Origin of the sequence: Streptomyces sp. NBC_00207 (assembly GCF_045160965.1) — a bacterium.
Lineage (GTDB): Bacteria > Actinomycetota > Actinomycetes > Streptomycetales > Streptomycetaceae > Streptomyces.
Map to the genome: position 1 here is coordinate 7296210 of NZ_CP130715.1, position 14270 is coordinate 7310479.

The 14270-nt window shown below is 70.5% G+C and carries 12 protein-coding genes; 6 read left to right on the top strand and 6 right to left on the bottom strand.

Going from position 1 to position 14270, the window contains the following annotated elements:
• The first annotated feature begins 11 nt into the window (after nt 1-11).
• The 3 genes from OG472_RS33935 (at nt 12) to OG472_RS33945 (ending at nt 3687) form a co-directional block, all read left to right on the top strand.
• On the top strand, nt 12-1145 hold the full coding sequence (locus OG472_RS33935) for a winged helix DNA-binding domain-containing protein (RefSeq protein WP_405832707.1): 1134 nt from the start codon (nt 12-14) through the stop codon (nt 1143-1145).
• 66 nt (nt 1146-1211) lie between these two features.
• Nucleotides 1212-1805: an O-methyltransferase gene (locus OG472_RS33940; protein WP_401612252.1), complete on the top strand. Its 594-nt coding sequence runs from the start codon at nt 1212-1214 to the stop codon at nt 1803-1805.
• A 190-nt stretch (nt 1806-1995) separates the two neighbouring features.
• Nucleotides 1996-3687 (top strand): AMP-binding protein, encoded by a 1692-nt coding sequence (locus OG472_RS33945; RefSeq protein ID WP_405832709.1) that lies wholly within the window; start codon nt 1996-1998, stop codon nt 3685-3687.
• A gap of 118 nt (nt 3688-3805) precedes the next feature.
• On the opposite strand, the gene OG472_RS33950 is transcribed toward OG472_RS33945, so the two are convergent.
• Together OG472_RS33950 and OG472_RS33955 are read right to left on the bottom strand one after the other, a co-directional pair.
• Complete coding sequence (locus tag OG472_RS33950; RefSeq protein ID WP_383571865.1) at nt 3806-4294, bottom strand: glutathione peroxidase; 489 nt, start codon at nt 4292-4294, stop codon at nt 3806-3808.
• Nucleotides 4295-4410: 116 nt separating this feature from the next.
• Nucleotides 4411-5316, bottom strand: coding sequence for a hypothetical protein (locus tag OG472_RS33955; RefSeq protein ID WP_405832712.1), 906 nt, complete (start codon nt 5314-5316; stop codon nt 4411-4413).
• Between the two features lie 266 nt (nt 5317-5582).
• Here OG472_RS33955 and gcl point away from each other — a divergent pair, with 266 nt between their 5' ends.
• Nucleotides 5583-7370 (top strand): glyoxylate carboligase, encoded by a 1788-nt coding sequence (gcl, locus tag OG472_RS33960; protein WP_401612243.1) that lies wholly within the window; start codon nt 5583-5585, stop codon nt 7368-7370.
• A 99-nt stretch (nt 7371-7469) separates the two neighbouring features.
• On the opposite strand, the gene OG472_RS33965 is transcribed toward gcl, so the two are convergent.
• A complete protein-coding gene (locus tag OG472_RS33965) occupies nt 7470-8051 on the bottom strand; it encodes a TetR/AcrR family transcriptional regulator (RefSeq protein ID WP_401612240.1) in 582 nt (193 codons plus the stop codon).
• A gap of 164 nt (nt 8052-8215) precedes the next feature.
• Here OG472_RS33965 and OG472_RS33970 point away from each other — a divergent pair, with 164 nt between their 5' ends.
• Together OG472_RS33970 and OG472_RS33975 are read left to right on the top strand one after the other, a co-directional pair.
• Nucleotides 8216-9280, top strand: coding sequence for an agmatine/peptidylarginine deiminase (locus OG472_RS33970; protein WP_405832714.1), 1065 nt, complete (start codon nt 8216-8218; stop codon nt 9278-9280).
• Nucleotides 9277-10218, top strand: coding sequence for a nitrilase-related carbon-nitrogen hydrolase (locus OG472_RS33975; RefSeq protein WP_405832716.1), 942 nt, complete (start codon nt 9277-9279; stop codon nt 10216-10218). Before OG472_RS33970 ends, OG472_RS33975 begins: the two co-directional genes overlap by 4 nt.
• 449 nt (nt 10219-10667) lie before the next feature.
• Here the strand turns inward: OG472_RS33975 and OG472_RS33980 are convergent, their stop codons facing one another.
• The 3 genes from OG472_RS33980 to OG472_RS33990 all read right to left on the bottom strand — a co-directional run bounded on the left by OG472_RS33980 (nt 10668) and on the right by OG472_RS33990 (nt 14152).
• The gene (locus OG472_RS33980; RefSeq protein ID WP_401612694.1) at nt 10668-12125 is read right to left on the bottom strand and encodes a catalase; all 1458 of its coding nucleotides are present in this window, start codon (nt 12123-12125) and stop codon (nt 10668-10670) included.
• 227 nt (nt 12126-12352) lie between these two features.
• Nucleotides 12353-13243: a 2-hydroxy-3-oxopropionate reductase gene (locus OG472_RS33985; RefSeq protein ID WP_401612231.1), complete on the bottom strand. Its 891-nt coding sequence runs from the start codon at nt 13241-13243 to the stop codon at nt 12353-12355.
• A gap of 75 nt (nt 13244-13318) precedes the next feature.
• Nucleotides 13319-14152 carry a TIM barrel protein gene (locus OG472_RS33990; protein ID WP_383571844.1) on the bottom strand — a complete coding sequence of 278 codons (834 nt, stop codon included), beginning with the start codon at nt 14150-14152 and terminating at the stop codon, nt 13319-13321.
• Nucleotides 14153-14270 lie beyond the last annotated feature (118 nt).

Genomic DNA, 14270 nt, shown 5'->3' on the forward strand with positions numbered 1-14270 from the left:
AGTTTGTGGTCATGGCCTCCACGACGACGCATCCCGTACTCGGCACCCGCGCTCTGAACCGTGCCACCCTCGCCCGCCAGCTGCTGCTCAGCCGCGCCGAGATGTCCGCGGAGGGCGCCGTCACCCACCTGCTCGGACTGCAGGCCCAGAACGTCAAGCCGCCCTACTTCCAGCTCCACGCCCGGCTCGCCGGCTTCCGGCCCGCCGAGCTGGCCGGGCTGATGGAGTCCCGTGAGGTGGTCCGGATGGTCACCATGCGCTCCACCATCCACACGCACACCGCGCATGACGCCCTGACGCTGCGCCCCCTCGTCCAGCCCGCCCGCGACCGGGAGATCAACTACTTCCGGAAGGGGCTCGTGGGAGTGGATCTGGACCGGCTGGCAGAGCGGGCCCGCGGCTTCGTCGAGAGCGCGCCGCGCACCATGGGCGAGATCCGCGAGGAACTGCTCCGCGAGTGGCCCGACGCCGACCCGCAGTCCCTGTCCGTCGCCGCGCGCTGCCGGCTGCCGCTGGTCCAGGTCACCCCGCGCGGGGTGTGGGGGCGCAGCGGGCAGGTCCGGCTCACCACCGCCGAGAACTGGCTCGGCCGGCCCGCCGGGGCGCCGCAGCCCGTCGACGACGTCGTACTGCGCTACCTCGCCGCCTTCGGGCCCGCCTCCGTCAAGGACATGCAGATCTGGGCCGGACTGACCCGGCTGCGCGAGGCCTTCGAGCGGCTGCGGCCGGGCCTGGTCGCCTTCCGGGACGAGAACGGCGTCGAGCTCTTCGACCTCCCCGACGCGCCCCGCCCCGACCCGGACACCCCGGCGCCGCCCCGCTTCCTCCCGGAGTTCGACAACCTCCTGCTCTCGCACGCCGACCGCACCCGCGTGGTCGCCCCCGAGATCAAGGGCCGCACCTGGACCGGGAACCAGGCCCACTGCACGCTGCTCGTCGACGGGTTCGTCGCCGGGCTGTGGAAGCTGGAGGGGGCGGTGCTCACCGTCGAGCTGTTCGGCCGGGTCTCGAAGGCGCAGAAGGAGGAGATCGTCGCCGAAGGGGAGCGGGTGATCGCCGATATGAGGGAGGGGGGAGCGGCAGGGGACGGGGCCGGTTCTGCCGCTGGGGCTTCCGTGCGCTTCGGGGCGACGCGTCACGAGTGAACCCGGGTAACCGGGCGCCCTTGAAAAGGAGTTGTACGGGGGGTGCGCCGACCGGATGATCCCGGGATGGACGACATGCCGACACGGTTCCCCGATTCCCTGCCGGCTCTGCGCGCCGCGGCGCTCCAGGCGGGCTTCACCCTGTCCTGCGAGGAGCGCACCGGCAGCCTGCTGGCCCTGCTCGCGGCCACCCGCCCCGGCGGCCGCATCCTCGAACTCGGCACCGGCGTGGGCGCAGGAGCCGCCTGGCTCCTCAGCGGCATGGACGGAGCCTCCCGCCTGGTCACCGTCGAACTGGACGAGGCCGTACAGAAGGTCGCCCGCGAGGAGTTCCGTTCCGATCCGCGGGTGACCTTCGTGGCGGCGGACGGCGGCGCGTGGCTGGAGGCGTACGAGGGGGAGCCGTTCGACCTGGTCTTCGCGGACACCTGGCCCGGCAAGTTCACCCACCTGGACCGCGCCCTGGCGCTCGTGGCCCCCGGCGGGACCTACCTGATCGACGACCTTCTCCCGCAGCCCGGCTGGCCGGAGGGTCACGACGCCTCGGTCCAACGCCTGCTGGCCGAGCTCGAAGAGCGGGCGGACTTCCGTACCGTCCGCATGGCCTGGGCGAGCGGCCTCCTCATGGCCGTGCGAACGGCTCCGGGCGGCAGGTGGTGATCGGGCCGGGCCGGTAGCGGGCGATCCGGTCGGTTCCGGTCGGTCCGGTCGGTCCAGGCGGGTTCCGGCCCTGCAGCCACCGGCATCCGGTCGTACAGCCACCCGCATCCGGCCGTACAGCCGCCGGCGGTCAACTCCCGCCGAGCGTCGCACTGGTGGTCCGTACGGCGGACGCGGCACGATACCTGCCATGACGACCGAAAGCGCGCAGAACAGCGCCACAGCCCAGTTCCTCGCCGCACGGGACTTCCTGCTGGAGCGCCGCGGTGACTACGAGGCCGCCCACACCGGATTCACCTGGCCCCGCCCCCGCCGCTTCAACTGGGCCCTGGACTGGTTCGATCACATCGCCGCCGGGAACGGCGCCGACGCCCTGCGCATCGTGCAGGAGGACGGCACCAGCGAGGCGCTCACCTTCGCCGAGCTGGCCGCCCGCTCCGGCGCTGCCGCCAACTGGCTGCGCGAGCAGGGCATCGCGCCGGGCGACCGCATCCTCGTCATGCTCGGCAACCAGCGCGAGCTGTGGGAGGTGATGCTCGGCGCGATGAAGCTGCGCGCCGTCGTCATCCCCGCCACCCCTCTGCTCGGCCCGGCCGACCTGCGCGACCGGGTCGAGCGCGGCCTCGTACGCCACGTCATCGCGCGCGCCGAGGACACGGCCAAGTTCGACGAGGTACCGGGCGGCTACACCCGGATCGCCGCCGGGCAGCAGATCCCGGCGGGCTGGCGCCGGCTCGCGGACATGGAGACGGCGGACACCGCCTTCACCCCCGGAGGGGAGACCCTCGCCACCGACCCGCTGATGCTGTACTTCACCTCCGGCACCACCGACCGCCCCAAGCTCGTCGAGCACACGCACGCCTCGTACCCCATCGGGCACCTCTCCACCATGTACTGGCTCGGCCTGCGCCCCGGCGACGTGCACCTCAACATCGCCTCGCCCGGCTGGGCCAAGCACGCCTGGTCCAACCTCTTCGCCCCCTGGAACGCTGGCGCCACCGTCTTCGTCCACAACTACACCCGCTTCGACCCGGAGCGGCTGATGGCCGAGATGGACCGGCACGGCGTGACCACCTTCTGCGCCCCGCCCACCGTGTGGCGCATGCTGATCCAGTCCGACCTCACCAAGCTGGCCAGGCCCCCGCGCGAGGCCGTCGCCGCAGGTGAGCCGCTCAACCCGGAGGTCATCGAGAAGGTCCGCGAGGCCTGGGGCGTCACCATCCGCGACGGCTTCGGCCAGACCGAGACCACCCTCCAGGTCGGCAACTTCCCCGGGGTGCCCGTCAAGCCCGGCTCCATGGGCCGCCCGGCGCCCGGCTACGAGATCGTCCTGGTGGACCCCGTCTCCGGAAAGGAGTCCCCGGACGAGGGCGAAATCTGCGTGAACCTGCGCGCCCGGCCCGCCGGCGTCACCACCGGCTACCGCGACGACCCGGAGCGGACCGCCGAGGCCATGGCGGACGGGCTCTACCGCACCGGCGACATCGCCGCGCGCGACGCCGACGGATACCTCACCTACGTCGGACGCTCCGACGACGTCTTCAAGGCCTCCGACTACAAGATCAGCCCGTTCGAGCTGGAGAGCGCCCTGCTGGAGCACGAAGCGGTCGCCGAGGCCGCGGTCGTGCCGGCTCCCGACGCGCTGCGGCTGGCGGTCCCGAAGGCGTACGTCACGCTCGCGGGCGGCTGGGAACCCGGGCCGGAGACGGCCCGGGTGCTGTTCGAGCACTCCCGCGCGGTGCTGTCCCCGTACAAGCGGATCCGCCGCATCGAGTTCGGGGAGCTCCCGAAGACCGTGTCCGGAAAGATCCGCCGGGTCGAGCTGCGGGAGCTCACCGCGGCCGGCTCGACGGGGGAGTACGACGAGGCCGACCTGGGCTGAGCCGAGCGGGTACGGGCTGCCGCGCGGCCCGCGCAGCGGCCCGTACAGGTGCCCGGCCTCCTACGGGAACCGACCCCGCACCGGAACCGACCCCGCACCGGAACCCGCGGCCGAGGCCCTACGCCGGGAGGTGCGCCTCGATCGCGGCGACGACCTCGGGGGCCTCGGGCTCGGTGCGCGGGCGGAAGCGCGCGACGACCTCGCCTGCGGGGGAGATCAGGAACTTCTCGAAGTTCCACTGGATGTCCCCCGCCTCGCCGTCCGCGTCCGGGGTCTTCACCAGCTCCTGGTACAGCGGGTGCCGGTTCTCGCCGTTGACCTCGGACTTCTCCAGGATCGGGAAGGTGACGCCGAACCCGGCCGCACAGAAGGTCTGGATGTCCTCGGCGTTGCCGGGCTCCTGCTCGCCGAACTGGTTGCAGGGCACGCCGATGACCGTGAAGCCCTTCTCCTCGTACTTGAACTGCAGACGGGCCAGCCCCGAGTACTGCGGGGTGAGCCCGCACTGGGAGGCGGTGTTCACCAGGAGGATCGCCTTGCCCTTGTGCGCCGCCAGGCTCGTGGGCTCGTCGGACAGGGTGGTCAGCGGGATGTCGTACAGGCTCATCGGGCTCTCCTCGGCAGGAAGGGCGGCGGCCGGCGGCAGACGGCCGGCAGGCGGTAAGAAAGTAAGCAAGCAACGCCTACGAGCTTAAGCGCCCCTCCTGCGGATCACGCCGACGCCTAGGCCCCCGATCCCACCAGCTCGTCCGCCGGGTCGTTGACCGGCTGCGGCATGCCGGTGAGGTCCATCACGAACAGCGGTATCCCGAGATCGTCCGCGCGGGTGCGGGCTTCCTCCGTGTACCCGGCGAGGGCGAAGTAGACGCTGGTCGCGGAGGCTGTGAGTCCGTTCAGCCAGACGCACTCCACCGCCCGCAGCCCGGCCGGTGCGGTGGTCGGGTCCACTTGGGCGACCAGCCCCGGAGCCCGCAGGTCCACGGCCGCCGAGGGGATCGGGCGCGCGTCGGGCTGCCGTACGTCCTGGAATCCGAGCCAGCGCAGGTACAGCGCGGCCGTGGCCACCGCGTCGCGGGCCGTACGGATGGTCACCGGCCGGAAGGCGGGCCGCGGCAGCGGAGCGGTGGGCGGCGGCAGCGGCGTCTGAGGCGGCTGCCCGCCGGCGGGGCGGTCGGTGGGCCCCTTGCCGTGCGGATCGGACCCGGGTCCGGCATCGCGCGGATCCGGCCGGCCGTCGGACCGGCGGTCCGGGCCGCTCTGGCCCGCGCCCCGCCCCGTACCCGCGCCGTCCCTCCGTACCCCGCCGGCCTGCCCCGGCCCGGGCTCCTCGCCCACACCGGCACCGTCCCAGGAGTCCAACCGCTCCAGCGGGTGCACCGGGATCCGCACCACCGTCCCGCACGAGCCGCATCCCAGCTCGGGCTGCGGCCACTCGCTCTCCCGCCCGCAGGCCGTGCACCGCACCGCCACCCAGCTGTCCGACCAGGTGCGATGGGTCAGCGGCACCGGCGGCGCCGCCAGGTCCAGCGGGGGATTCACCGGGCTTCCGCAGGCGCAGGGGAAGACCGGCGCGGTGTAGCCGTTGTCGCGCAGGCACGCCGGGCAGCGCACCGGTACCGCTTCCGCCATGAGACCTGGACCCCCTCCGTCGCTGTGCGTAGGTCCATGCTCCACCACCGGCGACCGCGGGGGCGAGAGCGCACGCCATTTCCGGGGGATTCGGGCCGCCTGATCGGTCATTTGTACAAGTCACCGAGCAAGACGCGGCTTTTGGTGGGTTCCGGGGTCCGCTACCGCCTTGACGCCGACGAAGTCGACACTTAGCTTGTTCCGTATAGCAGAACAAAACTTCCGGATGACGGAAAAGCCTGACCGCCAGACCCGCAGGAGAACTGATGCCTCGTATGACAGCCGCCGCCGCTGCAGTTGAGATCCTCAAGCTCGAGGGTGTCGAACAAGCGTTCGGCGTGCCCGGTGCTGCGATCAACCCGTTCTACCGCGAGCTCAAGAACGTGGGCGGTATCGCGCACACGCTGGCCCGCCACGTCGAGGGCGCCTCGCACATGGCCGAGGGCTACACGCGGGCCAAGGCGGGCAACATCGGTGTCTGCATCGGCACCTCGGGCCCGGCCGGCACCGACATGATCACCGGCCTGTACTCCGCGATCGCGGACTCGATCCCGATCCTGTGCATCACCGGTCAGGCTCCGGTCTCGAAGCTCCACAAGGAGGACTTCCAGGCCGTCGACATCGCCTCGATCGCCAAGCCCGTCACCAAGAAGGCCACGACCGTCCTGGAGGCCGCGCAGGTCCCCGGCGTGTTCCAGGAAGCCTTCCACCTGATGCGCTCCGGCCGTCCGGGCCCGGTCCTGATCGACCTCCCGATCGACGTCCAGCTGACCGAGATCGAGTTCGACCCGGCCACCTATGCGCCGCTGCCGGTCTACAAGCCGCAGGCCACCCGCGCCCAGGCCGCCAAGGCCCTGCAGTTCCTGCTGGAGTCGGAGCGCCCGCTGATCGTCGCCGGTGGCGGCATCATCAACGCCGACGCCTCCGACCTGCTGGTCGAGTTCGCCGAGCTGGTGAACGTCCCCGTCATCTCCACCCTGATGGGCTGGGGCACCATCCCGGACGACCACGAGCTGGCCGCCGGCATGGTCGGTGTGCAGACCGCGCACCGCTACGGCAACGCCACGTTCCTCGAGTCGGACTTCGTCTTCGGCATCGGCAACCGCTGGGCCAACCGTCACACCGGTTACAACCTCGACGCGTACACCAAGGGCCGCAAGTTCGTCCACGTCGACATCGAGCCCACCCAGCTCGGCAAGATCTTCGCCCCGGACTTCGGCATCGCCTCCGACGCCAAGGCCGCGCTGGAGCTCTTCATCGAGATCGCCAAGGAGCTCAAGGCCGAGGGCAAGCTGCCGGACTTCTCCGCCTGGACCGCCTCCGCGCAGGACCGCAAGGCGACCCTGCAGCGCCGTACGCACTTCGACAACATCCCCCTGAAGCCGCAGCGCGTCTACGAGGAGATGAACAAGGCCTTCGGCCCCGAGACCCGCTACGTCACCACCATCGGTCTCTCCCAGATCGCCGCCGCGCAGTTCCTGCACGTCTACCGGCCGCGCAACTGGATCAACTGCGGCCAGGCCGGCCCGCTCGGCTGGACCATCCCGGCCGCCATCGGTGCCGCCACCGCGGAGCCGGAGACCCCGATCGTCGCGCTCTCGGGCGACTACGACTTCCAGTTCATGATCGAGGAGCTGGCGGTCGCCGCCCAGCACAAGGTCCCCTACGTCCACGTCCTCGTGAACAACGCCTACCTGGGTCTGATCCGTCAGGCGCAGGGCGGCCTGGGCATCAACTTCGAGGTCAACCTCGAGTTCGAGAACATCAACACCCCCGAGCTGGGTGTCTACGGTGTCGACCACGTCAAGGTCGCCGAGGGCCTGGGCGTCAAGGCCATCCGCGTCACCGACCCGGACAAGCTGGGCGAGGCCTTCGAGGAGGCCAAGAAGCTGGCCCAGGAGTTCCAGGTCCCGGTCGTCGTCGAGGCCATCCTGGAGCGCATCACCAACATCGCGATGAGCAAGACGGTCGACATGAGCGACGTCACCGAGTTCGAGGAGCTCGCGACCGAGCCGGGCCACGCCCCGACCGCGATCAAGGCCCTCAAGGTCTGATCGGCACCTCGCGCAGTACACGGCGACCCCCGCACCTCCGTCAGGAGGAGCGGGGGTCGTTCCGCGTTCGGGGCTCGTTCCGGGTCCGGGAGCCGACCCCTACGCGGGAACGGGGCCGAGCTCGGCGTCCACCGCGCCGGTCAGCAGCTCGCGGGCCCGTTCCAGGGACAGGGAGCCGCTCAGCCAGCGCTCGCTGAGGCCCTCCACCAGGGCGGTGAGCCGCTCGGCGGCGTCGAGCGGCGTGACGTGCAGATCGGCGAGGCCGGCCGCCTGCGCGTCCGAGATGGCGTCCGCGGTGTCCCGGGACCAGGAGCGGGTGGACTCGGCCAGGGTCGCGCGCAGGTCGGCGTCGAAGACGGCGCTGGCCCGCAGCTCGCCCCAGGCGGTGCTGTTCTCGCGGACCCGTGGAGTGTCCTGGAGCTCGCTCAGCAGCAGGTGCAGAAGGATGGTGCGGGCGTCCTCGGTGTCCTTGAGCGCCTCGTCGGTGTACCCGGTGGCGCGGTCGCTGATGAAGGCGAGGGTGCGCTGGACCAGGCCGGCGCGGTCCTTGAAGTGGTAGTAGATCAGTGCGGTGGAGACGCCCGCCTCGGCCGCCAGTTCCTCGACGCGCAGTCCTCTGACGCCGTTGCGCGCGATGACGCGTACGGCTGCTTCCAAGATCAACGCCTGGCGATCGGCCACTCCTGCTCGCATCCTTCCGGTCGGAAACTCTTGACTGACCTTTCAGTCAGGTCCCACGATAGCTTCAACCCGACGCCCTGACTCGATTTTCAGTCTCTGCGATCCTGACTGAAAATTCAGTCAATGAGTCACGCCGTTCAGTCCCGCACCGAAGGAGCACCCCGATGAGTCCGCTGACTCCGTGCCGTCCGCGCATGCCCGCCGAGTGGGCCGCACACGATTCCTGCCTGATGGTCTGGCCGACCCGCGCCGCCCTGTGGGGGCCGGCCTTCGAGGCGGCCAAGCGCGAGTACGCAGCCGTGGCCCGCGCCATCGCCGGCTTCGAACCCGTGATCATGATCGCCGCGCCCGGCCTGGCCGACGAGGCCCGCGCCGCGTGCGGCGGAGCCGCCGCGAGCGACACCACCGGCAGCCACGGCATCGAGGTCGTCGAGCTGCCGGCCGACGACTCCTGGCTGCGCGACTCCGGCCCGATCTTCGCCTACGACGAGCACGGCGACCGGGTCGGCGTCGACTTCCGCTTCAACGCCTGGGGCGAGAAGCACTACCCCTGGACCGCCGACGACAAGCTCTCCTCGCTCCTCCTGGACCGGCTCCGCACCCCCCGCGTCCACTCCTCCATGATCCTCGAAGGCGGTGCCATCACCGTCGACGGCGAGGGCACCCTCATCACCACCGAGCAGTGCCTGCTCCACACCAACCGCAACCCGCGCATGAGCCGCGCCGAGATCGAGGACGAGCTGAAGCGCCGCCTCGGCGTCGAGAAGGTCATCTGGCTGCCCTACGGCGGCCTGGAGGACACCGAGACCGACGGCCACGTGGACGGGGTCGCCGCCTACGTCGCCCCCGCCAAGGTGGTCGTCTCCCTCCCCGAGGACCCCGCCCACCCCGACTACGCCCGGATGCGCGCCAACCTCGCCGTCCTGGAGGCCTCCACCGACGCCCGCGGCCGCTCCCTGGAGATCGTCGCCCTCCCGCAGACCACCCACGGGGAGGTCGAGGGGACCCCCGTCGAGGTGGGCTACCTCAACTTCTACCTCCCCAACGGCGGTTGCGTGGTCCCCGTCGGCGGGGGCCCGCAGGACGAGGCGGCCCTCGCCGTCCTCGCCTCCGCACTCCCCGGCCGCAAGGTGGTCGGCGTACCGACCCCGGTCCTCGCGTACGGCGGCGGCGGTGTCCACTGCATCACCCAGCAACTCCCCACGGAGCGCGAGGACCTGACGGCATGAGCTACGCACTCCTCACCTCCTACGGCTCCCCGCTCGGCTCGCCGGCCCGCACCGAGCCCGCCGAGCGCGTCCCCCTGCGCGTCGGCCTCGTCCAGATGCGCTGGTACGCCGACGAGAACGAGCACGACGACCGGCTCCGCGAGGGCGTGGCCCTGGCCGCCGCCGAGGGAGCCACCGTGGTCTGCCTCCCCGAGCTCACCCGCAGCCCGTACTTCTGCACCGCCGACGACCCGATGGCGCAGGGCGCCGCCCGCCACCTCGAAGACGTGGAGGACGGTCCGACCGTCCACCTGGCCGCCGAGCTCGCCACCGGCCTCGGCATCACCGTGCACGCCTCGCTCTACGAACGCGCCGAGGACGGCGGCCTCGGCTACAACACGGCCGTCTGCGTGGCCGCCGACGGCAAGCTGATCGCCCGGACCCGCAAGAACCACATCCCCGCCTTCCCCGGCTACCGCGAGGACCTCTGCTTCCGCCCCGGCGACAGCGGCTTCCCGGTCGTCCCCCACCAGGGCGCCCGCTTCGGCTTCCCCACCTGCTGGGACGAGTGGTTCCCCGAACTGGCCCGCGCCTACGCCCTGAACGGCGCCGAGATCCTCGTCCACCCCACCGCCATCGGCTCCGAGGCGGGCCTGCCGGACTTCGACACCCGGCCGATGTGGGAACACGCCATCAGCGCCAACGGCCTCGCCAACGCGCTCTTCATGATCGTGCCCAACCGCACCGGCACCGAAGGCCGCGCCGCCTTCTACGGATCCTCCTTCATCTCCGACCCCTACGGCCGGGTCATGCTGCGCGCGCCCCGGGACCGGCCCGCCGTCCTCGTCGCCGACCTCGACCTCGACCAGCGCCGCGACTGGCTGGAGTTCGGCCTGCTGCAGACCCGCCGCCCCGAGCTCTACGGCCGGCTCACCGAGCCCCTCGCGCAGCACCGGTAGCAGCCGGGACGCCGTACGACCGCAAGGCCGTACGACCACAAGGAGTGAAGGCGACAAGGAGGGAACGACAAAGCGCCGAGTCACGGGACCGTCCGTGACTCGGCGCTCTGGTTTGTTACCGCCCGACGGTGCGAGGCTGGCGCGACAGGACGTTCGCACCGCCGGGCGGAGTGTGTGGGGAGGTGGGTTCCTCCGTGCAGGGGGCTCTGTGCGTAGCCCCTGTACGGAGAGGTTTGGCTGGGACCGTGGCGGTCGGCGACGAGAACTCCGGCTTCGTCTCCCTCAGGTCAAGAGACGGGCCTCGGAACCCATTACCACCGCACTGGCTCGCACGCCCGCCACGGTCCTCGTCCTGCCCTCACCGCGTACCACCCCTCATCCGGGTCCACGGGTCGGGCTCAGCACCCGGGGCCTGACCTCCCGTCAGGCCCCCGGTACAGCTGTGCGGCTCAGGCGTCGCGCAGGGCGCGCACGGCCTCCTCGACGCGACGGCCGTAGTCGGCGTCGGCGGCGTGGAAGTGAGCCAGGTTCTTCTCGATGACGTCCTCGAGGGTGACCTGAGACAGGCCGCCGGCGATGTTCGCCACCAGACGCTGCTTCTCGGCCTCCGACATCAGGCGGTAGAGCTCACCGGCCTGGAAGAAGTCGTCGTCCTTGGTGTGGGCCGGGGCCTCGTGGGTGCCCGTGTAGCCGGAGACGGCCTTGGGGGCGCCCAGCGCCAGACCGGTCTCGGCCGGACCCTGGTACGAGTTGGGCTCGTAGTTCTTGTCGTGGCGCGAGCCGTTGCGCAGCGCCATGACGCCGTCGCGGCCGTAGTTGTCGGCCTTCGTCGCCTTCGGGGCGTTGACCGGCAGCAGGGTGTGGTTCACACCGAGGCGGTAGCGCTGGGCGTCGGCGTAGGCGAAGAGACGGCCCTGGAGCATCTTGTCCGGCGAGGCGGTGATGCCCGGGACGAAGTTGTTCGGGGAGAAGGCGGACTGCTCGACCTCGGCGAAGACGTTGTCCGGGTTGCGGTCGAGGACCAGACGGCCCACGCGCTGCAGCGGGTAGTCGCTGTGCGGCCACACCTTGGTGAGGTCGAACGGGTTGAAGCGGTAGTCCGCGGCCTCGGCGGCCGGCATGATCTGCACGTACAGGGTCCACGAGGGGTTCACACCGCGCTCGATCGCCTGGAGCAGGTCGGTCTGGTGCGAGTTCGCGTCCTTGCCGACGAGCTCGGCGGCCTGCTCGCCCGACAGGCTGCGGATGCCCTGGTTCGTCTTGAAGTGGTACTTGACGAAGAAGGCCTCGCCCGACTCGTTGGTCCACTGGTACGTGTGGGAGCCGTAGCCGTTCATGTGGCGGTACGACGCGGGGATGCCGCGGTCACCCATGAGCCAGGTGATCTGGTGCGTCGCCTCGGGGGCGTGCGCCCAGAAGTCCCAGACGTTGTCCGGCTCCTGCTTGCCCGTGAAGGGGTCGCGCTTCTGGGAGTGGATGAAGTCGGGGAACTTGATCGGGTCCTTGATGAAGAACACCGGGGTGTTGTTGCCGACGAGGTCGTAGTTGCCCTCTTCGGTGTAGAACTTCAGCGCGAAGCCGCGCGGGTCGCGGACGGCGTCCGCGCCGCCCAGCGAGTCGGCGACGGTGGAGAACCGCAGGAAGGTCTCGGTCTTCTTGCCGACCGTGTTCAGGAACGCGGCGCTGGTGTACGCGGTGACGTCGTCGGTCACCTCGAAGTAGCCGTACGCGGCCGAACCGCGGGCGTGCACCACGCGCTCCGGGATGCGCTCGCGGTTGAAGCGGGCAAGCTTCTCGAGGAGCTGCTGGTCCTGGACCAGGAGCGGGCCACCGACGCCGGCGGTGGCGGAGTTCTGATTGTCGGCGACCGGGGCGCCGGACTCGGTCGTCAGCGTGCGCTTCGACATGGTGACCTTCCGTACGGGTAACTGCTGACGGAAAGCGTCTTCCGTCATGCGGAACAGCCTAATTTCGGCGAGAACTAAACGTCAACAGTTTGTTGAACGAAGTTGAAGAGAGGTGATCCGGACGGCACCGGCGCTTGGGCGCGACAGGACAGGTGTCAGCGCCGGCGCCATCCGGAGACTCAGGCCCCCGTCAGGGGGAGGTGCGGCCCGTCATGCGGGCCGCGGGCTCAGATCTGAGCGCCGGAGAGGCGCTCGACCGCACGGAGCAGGGCGGAGTGGTCCAGGCCGCCGTCACCCTGGGCGCGCAGCGAGGCGACCAGCTGGGCGACGACCGCGCCGACCGGGAGCGCCGCACCGACGTTGCGGGCGGCGTCGGTGACGATGCCCATGTCCTTGTGGTGCAGGTCGATCCGGAAACCGGGCTTGAAGTCGCGGTTCAGGAAGTTGTCCTTCTTGCGGGTCAGGACCGTGGAGCCGGCCAGACCGCCGTTGAGGACGTCCAGGGCGGCCTGGAGGTTCACGCCGGACTTCTCGAGGAAGACGACGGCCTCGGCGCACGCCTGGATGTTCACCGCGACGATGAGCTGGTTGGCGGCCTTCACCGTCTGGCCGGAGCCGTGCGGGCCGCACAGGACGATGACCTTGCCGAGGGCCTCGAGGATCGGCAGGGCGGCGTCGAAGTCGGCCTGCTCGCCACCCACCATGATCGACAGGACGGCCTCGATGGCGCCGGCCTCGCCGCCGGACACCGGGGCGTCGAGGACGCGGATGCCCTTGGCGGCGGCGTTCTTCGCGAGGTCGACCGAGGTCTGCGGGGTGATCGACGACATGTCGATGATCAGCGCGCCGGACTTCGCGTTCTCGAGGATGCCGTTCTCACCGTAGGAGATGGCCTCGACCTGCGGGGAGGCGGGCACCATCGTGATGATGACGTCGGCGTCCGCCACGGCCTCGGCGATCGAGCCGGCCGCGGAGCCGCCGGCGGCGGCCAGGCGGTCCAGCTTGTCCTGCTCGAGGGTGAAGCCGGTGACCGAGTAGCCGGCCTTCAGGAGGTTCTCGGCCATGGGGGAGCCCATGATTCCGAGGCCGATCCAGGCAATCTTGGGGAGGTTGCTCATGATGAGGGTCCTTCTCTTAATGCTTTGTACGAAAAGTGCGTGAAGTGCCTGGCTGATCGCCCGGACTTTGTCCGACTACTTCGCGGCGCGGGCCTCGGCCGGCAGCCATGCGAAGGAGGCGGCAGCGTCGGCGGCCTTGTACTCCAGGCCTACGTAGCCCTCGTATCCGGCCTTCTTCAGCTGGTCGAGCAGCTCCTCGAGGGGCAGCTCGCCGGTGCCGGGGGCACCGCGTCCCGGCTTGTCCGCGATCTGGACGTGCCCGGTCTTGGCGGCGTACTTTTCGATGACCTCGGAGAGGTCCTCATCGTTCATCGCCAGGTGGTACAGGTCGAGCAGGAACTTGGCGTTGCCGAGGCCGGTGGCCTCGTTCACCTTGTCCACTACATCGATGCCGGCCGGGGCGCTCACCAGCGGGTAGAGCGGCGACTCGGGCTTGTTGAGGGTCTCGATCAGGAGGATCGCGCCGACGCGGTCCGCGGCCTGAGCCGCCACGACCAGGTTCTTCAGGGCGAGCTCGTCCTGCACGGCCGGGTCCACGCCTTCGACGCGGTTGCCGTACAGGGCGTTCAGCGCCTTGCAGCCGACCGAGGCCGCGAAGTCGGCGGCCACGTTGATGTTGGCGTTGAAGCGCTCCGACTCCTCACCGGGAACCGAGACCGCACCGCGGTCCGGTCCCGGCAGCTGGCCGGCGTAGAAGTTCAGGCCCACCAGCTGCGTGCCGGCGTCCTCAAGAGCCTTCTTGAGGGCGTCGAGCTCCTCCTGTGCGGGGGTGGGGGTCTCGATCCAGGGCCACCACAGCTCGACCGCCGTGAAGCCCGCCGCGGCGGCAGCCGCGGGACGCTCCAGGAGCGGGAGTTCCGTGAAGAGGATCGAAAGGTTTACATCGAAGCGCTGGTCCGTGTATCCCATGAGGGGTGTGCGCTCCTTCCGTATTGCGGAAGTTAGTTTCTGCTTGATGGAAGACTGCATCGGGCTTGTCCCGGATGTCAAGTGCGGACTGCCGGAAAATCGACACTGCGGGGTAGCT

Bases quoted from the DNA above. Each gene is read 5' to 3' on its own strand.
- OG472_RS33970 (WP_405832714.1), top strand. From the start codon at position 8,216: ATGAGTCCGCTGACTCCGTGCCGTCCGCGCATGCCCGCCGAGTGGGCC.
- OG472_RS33950 (WP_383571865.1), bottom strand. From the start codon at position 4,294: ATGAGCCTGTACGACATCCCGCTGACCACCCTGTCCGACGAGCCCACG.
- OG472_RS33990 (WP_383571844.1), bottom strand. From the start codon at position 14,152: ATGGGATACACGGACCAGCGCTTCGATGTAAACCTTTCGATCCTCTTC.
- OG472_RS33985 (WP_401612231.1), bottom strand. From the start codon at position 13,243: ATGAGCAACCTCCCCAAGATTGCCTGGATCGGCCTCGGAATCATGGGC.
- OG472_RS33940 (WP_401612252.1), top strand. From the start codon at position 1,212: ATGGACGACATGCCGACACGGTTCCCCGATTCCCTGCCGGCTCTGCGC.
- OG472_RS33935 (WP_405832707.1), top strand. From the start codon at position 12: ATGGCCTCCACGACGACGCATCCCGTACTCGGCACCCGCGCTCTGAAC.
- OG472_RS33945 (WP_405832709.1), top strand. From the start codon at position 1,996: ATGACGACCGAAAGCGCGCAGAACAGCGCCACAGCCCAGTTCCTCGCC.
- OG472_RS33980 (WP_401612694.1), bottom strand. From the start codon at position 12,125: ATGTCGAAGCGCACGCTGACGACCGAGTCCGGCGCCCCGGTCGCCGAC.
- OG472_RS33975 (WP_405832716.1), top strand. From the start codon at position 9,277: ATGAGCTACGCACTCCTCACCTCCTACGGCTCCCCGCTCGGCTCGCCG.
- gcl (WP_401612243.1), top strand. From the start codon at position 5,583: ATGCCTCGTATGACAGCCGCCGCCGCTGCAGTTGAGATCCTCAAGCTC.
- OG472_RS33955 (WP_405832712.1), bottom strand. From the start codon at position 5,316: ATGGCGGAAGCGGTACCGGTGCGCTGCCCGGCGTGCCTGCGCGACAAC.